Source organism: Microcoleus sp. Pol14D4 (assembly GCF_036701245.1).
Lineage (GTDB): Bacteria > Cyanobacteriota > Cyanobacteriia > Cyanobacteriales > Microcoleaceae > Microcoleus.
Window position 1 is genome coordinate 85,317 of the sequence record NZ_JAUBQM010000010.1, and the last position, 10,766, is coordinate 96,082.

Annotated in this window: 5 protein-coding genes; 1 reads left to right on the forward strand and 4 read right to left on the reverse strand. The window is 52.3% G+C overall.

Annotated elements, in window-relative coordinates; genetic code table 11:
• Window positions 1-226: 226 nt before the first annotated feature.
• From QUA33_RS06940 to QUA33_RS06950, 3 genes are all read right to left on the reverse strand, one after another.
• Entirely contained in the window at window positions 227-3,172 is a 2,946-nt protein-coding gene (locus QUA33_RS06940; RefSeq protein ID WP_333147559.1) for an Ig-like domain-containing protein, read from the reverse strand.
• Between the two features lie 34 nt (window positions 3,173-3,206).
• Window positions 3,207-6,500 (reverse strand): Ig-like domain-containing protein, encoded by a 3,294-nt coding sequence (locus QUA33_RS06945; protein ID WP_333147561.1) that lies wholly within the window; start codon window positions 6,498-6,500, stop codon window positions 3,207-3,209.
• Between the two features lie 381 nt (window positions 6,501-6,881).
• On the reverse strand, window positions 6,882-9,092 hold the full coding sequence (locus tag QUA33_RS06950; protein WP_333147563.1) for a recombinase family protein: 2,211 nt from the start codon (window positions 9,090-9,092) through the stop codon (window positions 6,882-6,884).
• Window positions 9,093-9,144: 52 nt separating this feature from the next.
• Between QUA33_RS06950 and QUA33_RS06955 the strand changes: the two genes are divergently transcribed.
• Window positions 9,145-10,512 carry a proton extrusion protein PcxA gene (locus QUA33_RS06955; RefSeq protein WP_333147565.1) on the forward strand — a complete coding sequence of 456 codons (1,368 nt, stop codon included), beginning with the start codon at window positions 9,145-9,147 and terminating at the stop codon, window positions 10,510-10,512.
• Here the strand turns inward: QUA33_RS06955 and QUA33_RS06960 are convergent.
• The coding region (locus QUA33_RS06960) for a hypothetical protein (protein ID WP_333147567.1) at window positions 10,487-10,766 on the reverse strand (280 nt) is incomplete at its 5' end. The two genes, QUA33_RS06955 and QUA33_RS06960, sit on opposite strands and share 26 nt — an antisense overlap.

Below are 10,766 nucleotides of genomic sequence, written 5' to 3' on the forward strand. Positions count from 1 at the left end.
AGCAGATAAACGCCGATTTTGTTGGCAGTTTATCTGCTTTAATTTGCGGTTTCAAACCTCGGATTTTTCTCAAAGTTCGGTGCTATTGTCTGGCACTTGTGGGATTGTTTTATAAATATAATCAGGTTTACTTTTTCCCCCAGATAAACACAAATTAACGCAGATAAACTGCCACTAAAATCGGCGTTTATCTGCGTTAATCTGCGGTTTCAAACCTCTTATCTTCCTAGATAAACGTCAAGTCAAATTCCGAAAGAGCAGACACCCCAGTTACACCATTTAACTTCGCCAAAATGCGAGAATCGCTACCGGTGAGGTTATTGCCATTGCCGTCATAAATGATGTAAGTATTGCCGCCGGAATCGTAGGCAAACAAGAAAGCACTTCCTCCCAAAATATTTGCAGAAACAGTTGTCTGCACATTCAGCAGAACTTGACTGCCATTGCTGAGATTGGGGAATCCGGGGGCAAAATTAAACTGATCGGCGATCGGCACACCGAGACCGTTAAAATCAGTAATCACATCGTATCCGCCCGCTGCGATCGCAGCATCAATCGCAGCCGAAGAAGCCGCATCAAAGGCAGGCCCACCTTGTGCAGGGCTAGTATAGCGGAATTGATTGCTGCCGCCGCCCCCCGTCATGGTATCTGCGCCGAGACCCCCTACGAGCACGTCGTTATCCAAATCGCCGTTAATCGTATCGTTGCCACCTTGACCGTCAATAGTATCGCTGCCCGCCAAACCGTTCAAATTGTCCGGCAAGGAACCCCCAACCAAATTGTTAGGCCCGCTATCAGCCGGCAAGATTTGGACGGTGATAGTACCTGTTCCCGGAATTGTCCCGAATCCGTCGCTGACGCTGTAGGTGAAAGCAGTTGTACCCGCTACGTTGCCGGGGATGAATTGCACTTGAGAGACAAGATTTACAGCTATCCCCAGTTGCGGCGTGCTGACATTAATAATGCTGAGCGTCCCTTTTTGCGGGCTGGAATCGTTCGCCAGTACGTCGATAAAAGTGGGCAGCAAATTATTCGTATTGGTAAATACGATGCCGTCATCAACAACAATTGGCGGCAGGAGAGTTGGAACAGTTACGGATGTATCGAAAGAATTGATGTTAATTGCGACTGACGCTGCTGCCGTGCCGCCTTGGTCGTCAGCTACGCTGTAGCTGAAAGAACCGGCTTGCCCGATCACATTTGTTCCAGGTTGAAATTTCAGCCCGAGTAAATCCTGAACAGTTAACTTTTGGTTCACCGTGAGGGGGCTCGTACCCGTAATTACCTGACCAAAAGTAGGATTGGGAAGTCCGACTACCGCGATCGACAGTGGATCGCCCTCGGGGTCGCTGGGCGCCGAAATGCTCAGAGACAGAGGCAAATTCTGCAAACCAGTCACCGTCTTGCCCGCTTCCACGATCGGCGGCTGGTTAGGAGTCGGAGATGTAAAACTCGGCGGAGTCGGCCCGCCACCCAAAGGCGGAGGAGTTGGGGGCGCCGCAGTTGGAGTCGGGACGATCGAAGGGCTCGGACTCGGAGTTGTCCCGCCGGCAGTCGGAGTCGGACTCGGACTCGGACTCGGAACCTGTGTCGGTAATGTCCCCGTTGGGGGAGTTGGACTCGGTGCCGGAGTTGGATTCGGAGTTGTCCCCGGTGATGGTGCCGGAGTTGGATTCGGAGTTGTCCCCGGACTTGGACTCGGTGCCGGAGTTGGATTCGGAGTTGTCCCCGGACTTGGACTCGGTGCCGGAGTTGGATTCGGAGTTGTCCCCGGTGATGGTGCCGGAGTTGGATTCGGAGTTGTCCCCGGTGATGGTGCCGGAGTTGTCCCCGGTGATGGTGTCGGAGAAGCACTTGTCCCCGGTGATGGTGCCGGAGAAGCACTTGTCCCCTCAATGGTGAAGGGATTGTCGTTTACGCGCGGTATTTGAGCTGTAGTGAACCGAGATTCATCTAGCGAGTTCGATCGAACATCGATCAACACCGCCAAAAATTCCCCAGTTTGCCTGTCCCTAATAATCGTGTTGCTAGAATTCGAGCCTTGACCTTGGAAAATTTCTAACTCTGTAAAGTTCAAACCTCCAGCTAGACCGATCGAATCTCCCGGATTAAAATCTCTAATTACATCAGCATCGCCGATTTCGCGGCCCCCAGTAGTGAGAAACCCGTTGCCACCAGGCGACGTGCCCACCCTACCGAGAACAAAGATATCCGATCCCTCGCCTCCTGTCAGAGTATCCGATCCGCGATCGCCCGAAAGAATATCATCCCCAGCATCTCCAGAAAAAGAATCATTGCCGTCGCCCCCGAAGAGCAGGTCATCACCCTCGCCGCCATCACCAGTATCGTTACCAACACCGCCAGTGATAACATCCCCGCCCTCTGCGCCCAACAAAATATCATTGCCCCCAGCACCTATAAGGCAGTCGTTACCCGTGTCGCCAAAAACACTGTCATTGCCCTTGTCGCCAAAAATCAGGTCGTCCTCGCCACCACCGCGCAGACAGTCATTGCCTTTACCGCCGTACAGCGTGTCGTTGCCTTCAGAACCCAAGACAAGATCGTTGCCCTGGTCGCCAAAAGCTACGTCATCGCCTTGGTCGCCAGAAACCAAGTCATCGTCTTTGCCGCCCCGCGCCGTGTCATTGCCGCGCCCGCCCTCAACAATATCTTTACCAGCGCCGCCGTTGAGAGAATCGTTACCGTCATCGCCCCTGAGTAGATCGTCTCCGTCCCGACTCAGAAGCGTGTCGTCGCCGGCACCCCCGGAAATCGTGTCATTGAACAAGCTGCCGATTAAATAGTTACTGCCGTCATTTGCGACAACTAAGCCATCGACAAAAAGTGGCTCTGGGGGAGGCGTGGGAACTGTCACAGGTGGCCGCGGCACCGGGGTGATCGAAATGTCCGGGCCCGTCCCCGTCATCGTTGTCGAAGTCCCGGTTCCCGTCATCGTTGTCGAAGTCCCGGTTCCCGTCATCGTTGTCGAAGTCCCGGTTCCCGTCATCGTTGTCGAAGTCCCGTTTCCCGTCATCGTTGTCGAAGTCCCCGTCATCATCGGCTCCGTTCCCGACGACGGCGTAGGCTGCGGCACCGTGCCGCTATCCAAACTATCGCCGTTCTCATCGGGTAGCCGCCCTTCGAGAAAAATTAGTGGTACTGCACTTGCCATTGTTCCGACTCCTTGCGACGCTACTCAAACACTACTAAATAAACTTAAAGTCAGAGGCAGTAATGACGGTGCTGAGCGCTCCCGGCACTGTAGGAATAGAATTCAAAACTCCCAAATCAAAAGCTGGGAGACTGTCATCTGCCACATTGGGGTCAAAGCCGAGAACGTACTTGTTAAAAGTATTGTTCAGGTACACGAAGAAAGCTCCCGCTTTGCTAGAACCGTTTTGATTCTTCAACACTGCATTTACTGCTTGAGCGTTGTCAAATTTAGATTCAAACAAAATGACTGATTGCTTGCTAATGTTGTCGCCGCTAGACCCGATATTCCTGACGATAAAACTGGTGAAATCGAGAGTAGTTCCTGAGTTGGTTAAACCTGCGAAATTTGACGACCTGAACAAAAATCTGTCGGTCTCGCTGCCGTTAGCGTTAAAGTCAGCAATCACGTCCACGCCTTCGCTGGGAGTTTCGTAGTAGAAGAAATCATTACCAGCATCGCCCGTGAGCAAATCAGAACCGTTGCCACCGCCCAAAATGTCATTGCCTGCACCGCCGGAAAGCGAGTCGTTGTCATCGCCGCCCAACACCAAGTCATTGCCGAAGGCGCCGCTCAGACAGTCGCTGCCGGCACCGCCGTCGAGAGTGTCGTCGCCCGCTTGGCCGTCGAGGGAGTCGGTGCCGGCCTCGCCCAACACGTAGTCATTGCCCGAACCTCCGAGTCCCGTGTCGTTGCCTCCTCCACCCAACATCGTGTCATCGTTGTCGCCGCCCAAGATGGAATCGTTATTGAGACCGCCGTCGAGCAAGTTTCTGCCGAGTCCACCGTCTAGGATGTCGTCGCCGGCACCGCCGTCGAGGGAGTCGTCGCCAATGCCACCAAGTAAGGTGTCAATCCCGGTGCCACCAAGTATCGAGTCGTCGCCGGATTCTCCCAGCATCGAGTCGTTGCCTGTTCCGCCGTCAATGGTGTCGTTGTTGTCACCGCCCAGGAGGTTGTCATTGTCATTGCCGCCGAACATCAGGTCGTTGCCCAGTCCGCCGATCAGCGAGTCTATGCCGTCTTGGCCATCAACAGTATCGTTGCCCAGTCCGCCGTCAAGGGTGTCGTTGCCGATCGCACCCACCACCGAGTCATTGCCTGCTTCACCGAATTCGAGGTCGTTGCCGCCACTGCCGTCGATGATGTCGTTGCCGTCGCCCCCAGAGAGGGTATCGTCACCGGCCCCGCCGAGGATGAAGTCGCTGAGGTTGCTGCCTGTAAAGCCGCTTGCCGGGAGTGCGCTGCGATCGACAATATTATCTACCACCGTGATGCTGAAGGATGCCGGCCCGATAGTTGCAGATCCGTCGGAGGCTGTAAACGTGAAACTGTCGCTGCCCCCTCCTGCCAGCAAGTTGTATTTGACGATGTTGTTGTTGATATCGTCTTGGCTGAATTTGCCGCCGACGTTGAGAAAGGTGGTGCCCCTTTGGACAAAACCTCTGGTAGCGTCGGGGGCTTTGGTAATCGTGTAAACGATTTCCGACGGCGTGTTATCCGGATCTGTGACTAACAAATCGGCCGCAGTGATTGTCTGGGTAGGATTACTTTTGGCAACCACCACACCGTCGTTAATTATTAGCTGCGGCGGGCTACTGACGTTGATGGTTACTACCGCCTTACTTGTGCCGCCGCTACCGTCTGAGATCGAGTAGCTAAAGCTGTCTGTACCCGAGAAGCCCGGATTCGGGGTGTATTTGAATACGCCGCCGCCCACGGGAACCAGACTCCCTTTGCTTGCTGGAGCAAAAGTCGTGACAGTCAGAGCGCTTTGTTCCTGGTCAGTGTCGTTCAACAGAACGTTGAAACTGAGTTCTTGACCCGCAACCGTGGTGAAGTTGTCGTTAACTGCTCTTGGAGGTTGGTTAAAGATGGGCGTCGGACTGGTTGTCGGCGTCGGACTGGTTGTCGGTGTCGGACTGGTTGTCGGTGTCGGGAACGTCGGTGTGGGGAACGTCGGCACCGGCTCGTCTGGCGTCGGACTGGTTGTCGGCGTCGGACTGGTTGTCGGCGTCGGACTGGTTGTCGGCGTCGGACTGGCTGTTGGCGTCGGACTGGTTGTCGGCGTCGGACTGGTTGTCGGCGTCGGACTGGTTGTCGGCGTCGGCAGGGGAAGCGGAGTTGCGCTGCCGGGAACTGTGGGTGCAATTACAAATGAGCTTCGCCCTAGGGTTCTGCTGTCTACTCCGGGCAATACTGCTAAAAAGTCGCCGCTGACGCCGTTGCGAATAATCGTACTGCCTGCTTTGGTCTCGGTGCTTTGGAAGATTACCAAATCTTCAAACTTGAGGTCGCCACTTAACCCGATTAAATCTTCGCCTTGGCGAAAGTCTGTGAAAATGTCGGCATCGGCGAGATCTGGACCGCCTGTGGTGAGAAATGCCGGGTTAGTGCCGTTGCTGCTGCCGCTGGGGGAACTGAAGGCACCGATGACGAAGACATCTCTGCCTTCGCCTCCTGCCACTACGTCTTTGCCTGCTTCGCCCCAAATCACGTCATTGCCAGCACCGCCGTCCACGATGTCGTCGCCGTCACCGCCGAATACGATGTCGTCGCCGTCGCCGGAAAAAAATGTATCCCCGCCGGCGTTGCCGTAGAGCCAGTCGCCTCCTTCGTTGCCAAATAGCAAGTCTTCGCCGTCGCCACCGAAGAGCGAGTCGTTACCTTGGTCGCCCCACAGGATGTCGTCGCCTCGATCGCCCAAAAAGCTATCGTCGCCAGAGCCTCCACGCAAGCTGTCGCTGCCTTTACCACCGTAAGCCGTGTCTCTGCCTTCGCCTCCGATTACCGTGTCGTTGCCATCGTTGCCATACAACTGGTCGGGGTTATTTCCCCCGTCGAGGGAGTCGTTGTCTTTACCTCCGTACAGGGTATCGAGTCCTGAACCGCCGTCTAGAACGTCGTTCCCGGGCGCACCGAACAGCACGTCGTCATCGTCGCCCCCGAATATTAAATCGTCGCCGTCGGCTCCTTGCAGGTTGTCGTTGCCTTGCAGCCCGGAAATCACGTCGGGCCCGGGACTGCCAACTAAGGAGTCGTTGGTTTCTCCGCCACGGACTACGCCGCCGATGACTGCGGGCGACGTACCTTGGCCCCCGCCCAATGTGTCGTCTATGCCGCCAAATGTGTCGTCCCCGGAGGGAGTCGGAGTTGGAGTCGGCGTCGGAGTTGGTGTTGGAGTTGGTTCTGGTGTTGGAGTCGGTTCTGGTGTTGGAGTCGGTTCTGGTGTTGGAGTCGGTTCTGGTGTTGGAGTCGGTATACTTACTACTGGCACTGCACTTGGCATTATTTTGGCTCCTGTAAACGACGATGCCGATTAACTTTAAGAACTGATTAGTATCAGTTTGTTGCCACAAATCTGGCTTAAAATTGATTAATAATCCCGATCATTTCTAGCATACTAAATCAAAACTGCAACGGCTATGGATATTTTTTAAGCCGGGCATCTTTCGATCTCAAAATATTAATGATTGCACGTTTTGCTGCCTATGTTGGGTATACTTTAATATCGCCCCATTTCTATAGAACCTAGAAGTCTGGCTTCGAGTCAGCCCGGTGTATCGATCCAGAAGCCGAAAAAATAAAAATCTTTGCTGTCATAATTTTTTCTTTCCTCCTGCCGAATGCCGAATACATATGTGCCTCTTGCCTTCAGAAGCCGACTTTCTTATGCTGACTTCTGACAAGAAACAGAGCTGTTAATTAGGGGCAGAAGCGGCCCGGTTTGTTCTTGTCCACTTACGGATAGTTCGCTGTGGCAAAGGTAAAGCAGGGAACAGCGACTTAATAAATCTAGCAGAATTCGTCGCAGTCGCTGTTGGTCGGCGGTCGTTTCGTCTTCGGTTTCCCAGGGGCGTCCGAGTTGCGATCGCAAAAATAAGGGAGCGCCAAACAAGGTCGCCGCACCGCCACTCAGCCACAGCGGCGAGCCGGCATCCAGCCAAAAATGCCATTTGTGGGCGCGGCGGCTGCTGCGGTACTGGAAGATGTTGGCGAGGGTTACGGCTCTGGCTGCTGGGCCTTCTGGACGCACTGGAAATGGGTTGGCGGTGACGGTTCCTTGGCGCAACAACTGGATGAACTGGGCGATCGTTTCTGAGTCGCCGCCGCTTGTTGGTTCAACGCGCTGCATTCGCCCGTTGATTTCCCAGTAGTGGGTGGCGGTTTCCATTAACTCGCGCAGGGCTGCTAGCCGATCGTAGGGCAGGTATCTGTCGTTCATGAGAAATTTCTGGATCGCTCGATCGAGCAGCGCAATAGGACTCGGCAACAGCCGCTCCTGCTGTTGCAACCGCTGTTGTTCGATCCACTCGACAATCTGCTCGTAGGCCCTGGCTGCTCGGTGTCCCAGTCTGTCCCACCGGGGAAAGGCTGTAATTGGCAGCAATTGAGGTCGATCGAGATTTGGACGAAAACAGTGATCGGCGATTAAACCTGCTCTCACTTGGTCGATCGATTTTTGATGGTGAATTTGAGATGTTAAATTGAAAGTCGAGTTAGAATCTTCTGTTTCCAATGAACGGTGTTTCTGGCTGCCCAACACTACCAGCATTTCGGCGGCGCCGTCTCGATCGACTAAACGGCCGAGTCCCGGATAAACTAAGGCTAACAAAGTGAGTAAAGCTCGAATCTCTGGGGTAGTCGAGAGGGGACGCTGATCGTTGAGAGATACGGCGGCGATACCATCTCGCGCGAGAATTTCCGTTAAACTGTAACGGGCGATCGCATCCATCCCAGGGGCAATTACAGCGATTTCCTGCGGTTCCACGGCTTCTGACTTCACCGCATCCACGATGATTTCGGCGGTTTCTCGCAGCAGTTGAGCCCGGGAAGTGGTTTGGAGCGATCGAACCGATCCGGGCAAACTCAAGCCTAAAGGATAAAAACCCTCAGAATTAACTGCTAAACTTACCGCTAAATCTCCAATCTCTGGGGCTAAACCGGCTTTGGCATCCAAATTTTCCACGCTTTGACAGCGGTCTTCGAGTCTGGCTAGGTATTCCGTGTCAGCCCCCAAGCCCAAACGCACTCCTCCATCCCGATTGTAGGAGAACGCCCCCGCTGCACCTTGGTCGAGCATTCGATCGAACAAATGGCGACTTATCGCCGGATAATCGTCTACATCGTCTGCGATCGCAGCTTGGTATCTAGAGGCCAAATGCTGCTGGTAACTGCTATCCGGCAACAAATAGCGCCAGTAGAGTTCGCAAACAATCCCGTAAGTCAGGAACCCCCGCGTCAAGCACCATTCCCGCCACCTTTCCAGCAACTCTCCCATGCTAGTCCACAGGTTGGTCGATCCGCCTGAGATAGCAAATCCCTGTTCCAGAATGCTGGGAATCTCTTCTCTGGGCGTACCGCTGACAGCAGCAAGTTGTAATAAGTCTAGTGTTCGACGCACCATTCGGTTTGGACTTACCCCTGTTTGTTGCAAAATGCCTTCGTCTAGTTCGCGACGCCAGAGTCTCGCGGCAAGTTCCAGTTCGGTTTCAGGTTGCAGCCGCAAGGGAAATTGAGCTCTCAAATTCAGCGACTGAACTAGCAGGGGCCAAAATAGCAATACCTCCTGCTCAAAAAAACCGAAGGGCGTTGTGGAGTGAAAGGTATATTTTCCTTCGGTAGCGACGGCGATGCGATCGGCCAATTCTAGCCGGTTGTCTCCGTTAGCTGCTAAGACTAAAATTGCTGGGGCAGTTTGTCCAGCCCGCCGCCGCCCGGAATTCGAGCGCCCTGAAACTTTTGTGGGCAGGGGCTTGACAGTTTTGCTCCAAATGCAGAACTGCTCGACTAAACGAGCGGTTTTGCCACTGCGGGCAGAGCCGACAATCCAAATTGAATCCTCGGCGGCAGTTCTCAATTTAGGTAAATTTGTTACCATACCGTGAATAGTTTAATCACTAATGTCTACAGCCAACTAACCAGCTTTTGCTATGAATACTTCTCCGTGGCACAGGATTGTAAAATATCTCTACAGGGCTAACCAATGGTATCGAGAAACGCCTGAGAGGGCCCTAGAACAGGCCTACGATGCTGCGTTAGCCATTAAGGCGATCGAAGACGAGCATTTTGGCGGTCAAGGAATCTCTGAGCGATCGGGAGAGTACGGACAAAGCACCTTGTCTTACTTTAAATCCGAGCTGCAAAAATACCTCAAGGTCATCCAAACCAGAATGGTTGAGTTTAATGCTAGCCGTTCTTTTTTGGAACTGCCGGAGCGAGTGGGGGCAAAACCGAAAACGGGGCACAGCGCTGAGCCTCACCAGCACGGATCACCTCTCAACCATAAAGATAGAGACTCCCTTATATTTGAGAAGCTAGAGTTTATTGATGGAGTCATCGACAAGTATATTAATAATAGTAGATCGACGGCAATTGTTCCGGTTGTCAGCTCCGTAAATCTGCAGGCAAAATCTACAACAAATAACATTTCTCCACCCGATCCCAAAAATAAAGGTTCAGCTAATTCGGTTCAAATTCACGATGGTGAGGTTGACACTAACTATGAAGAAGTGAATTTATTACCGCGATCGCTTTTGGGAACTTTGAATCGAATCACTAAAGATTTAGACCCTGGAGCTGAAAAAGAAGTAGTCAAAAATTTTCGCAATTCCAAAGTAAAAACAATTATTTCTCTCAGATTTATTTTGCTGTTGATTTTAGTTCCGCTGTTGACGAATCAAATCTCCAAAAACTTTTTAGTCGGACCGATAGTTGACCATTTTAGAGGTCAAGAAAATGCCCCTGTTTTCATAAATGTTAACCTGGAAGAAGAAGCATTAGAAGAACTGGAGAGATTTGAGCAGCACCTGAAATTTGAAAGGTTAATAGGCACTGCTCCGTCGCTTTCTTTAGAGGAAATGGAAAAGAAGATTTCCGAGAAAGCAGTTGAACTCGCGGAGGAATACCGCGCTGAAAGTGGGGGAGCTATTAAAAATATTTTTGCCGATTTGATTTCAGTCATTGCCTTTGCCGCTATTATCGTCACTAACAAGAAAGAGATTGAGATTTTAAAGTCTTTCATGGACGATGTGATTTACGGTCTCAGCGACAGTGCGAAAGCTTTCGTAATTATTTTGTTTACAGATGTGTTTGTCGGATTCCACTCGCCTCATGGTTGGGAAGTAATTCTCGAAGGTTTATCGAGACATTTGGGACTGCCAGAAAATAGGCAGTTCATATTTTTGTTCATTGCAACGTTTCCAGTGATATTGGATACGGTATTTAAGTATTGGATATTCCGCTATTTAAACCGGAGTTCGCCTTCGGCTGTTGCTACGTACAAGAATATGAACGAATAATTAGAGGCGAAGGAAGTTCGGCAACGGATTCTTTAACGGATGTCACGGATGTCATGAAGAAGGAAGTTCGGCAACGAGCAATGTAGGGGATGTAACGGATGTAACCGATGTCAGGAAGGTAACTGCTCACCGCAACTGCGTTGCGGTATTGCCAAGGTCGGCGAGTGAGCTGGGTTTGCTCGCAAGCTCCGTCAGGATTTGAGGTCAGGATTTGAGCCAAATAGGCAAAAATAGAGTATATTAGCTTCCATGCT

Bases quoted from the DNA above. Each gene is read 5' to 3' on its own strand.
- QUA33_RS06950 (WP_333147563.1), bottom strand. From the start codon at position 9,092: ATGGTAACAAATTTACCTAAATTGAGAACTGCCGCCGAGGATTCAATT.
- QUA33_RS06945 (WP_333147561.1), bottom strand. From the start codon at position 6,500: ATGCCAAGTGCAGTGCCAGTAGTAAGTATACCGACTCCAACACCAGAA.
- QUA33_RS06940 (WP_333147559.1), bottom strand. From the start codon at position 3,172: ATGGCAAGTGCAGTACCACTAATTTTTCTCGAAGGGCGGCTACCCGAT.
- QUA33_RS06955 (WP_333147565.1), top strand. From the start codon at position 9,145: ATGAATACTTCTCCGTGGCACAGGATTGTAAAATATCTCTACAGGGCT.